The sequence below is a fragment of the Streptomyces sp. SID14478 genome (assembly GCF_010548525.1).
Lineage (GTDB): Bacteria > Actinomycetota > Actinomycetes > Streptomycetales > Streptomycetaceae > Streptomyces.
The window spans coordinates 1-265 of record NZ_JAAGMG010001017.1 but is presented as its reverse complement, the minus strand read 5'-3'; the positions used below and the strand labels follow the sequence as shown (position 1 = coordinate 265).

Genomic DNA, 265 nt, shown 5'->3' with positions numbered 1-265 from the left:
TTGGCCTGGACAGCAGGGCCAATACCGGGGATGTGGCATGGCACAGGACGCAGTGGTCCGCAGCGTGGACGGCGCGGCCCGGACTCTGGGCAGCAGACGGCTCGCCGATCTGGTGACGGGTGCCGCGGGACCGCGCCCGGGCTACCGCGCGCTCGCGCAGGGCCTGCGCACGCTCCTGCTCGACGGGCGGATCGCCCTGCACACCCGGCTGCCCGCGGAGCGCGCCTTCGCGGGGGCGCTCGGGGTCAGCCGGGCCACGGTCACG

The 265-nt window shown here is 76.2% G+C and carries 1 protein-coding gene; it reads left to right on the top strand.

The window, feature by feature from the left end; genetic code table 11:
* Positions 1-37: 37 nt before the first annotated feature.
* The coding region (locus G3I40_RS32635; RefSeq protein ID WP_164306223.1) for a GntR family transcriptional regulator at positions 38-265 on the top strand (228 nt) is incomplete at its 3' end.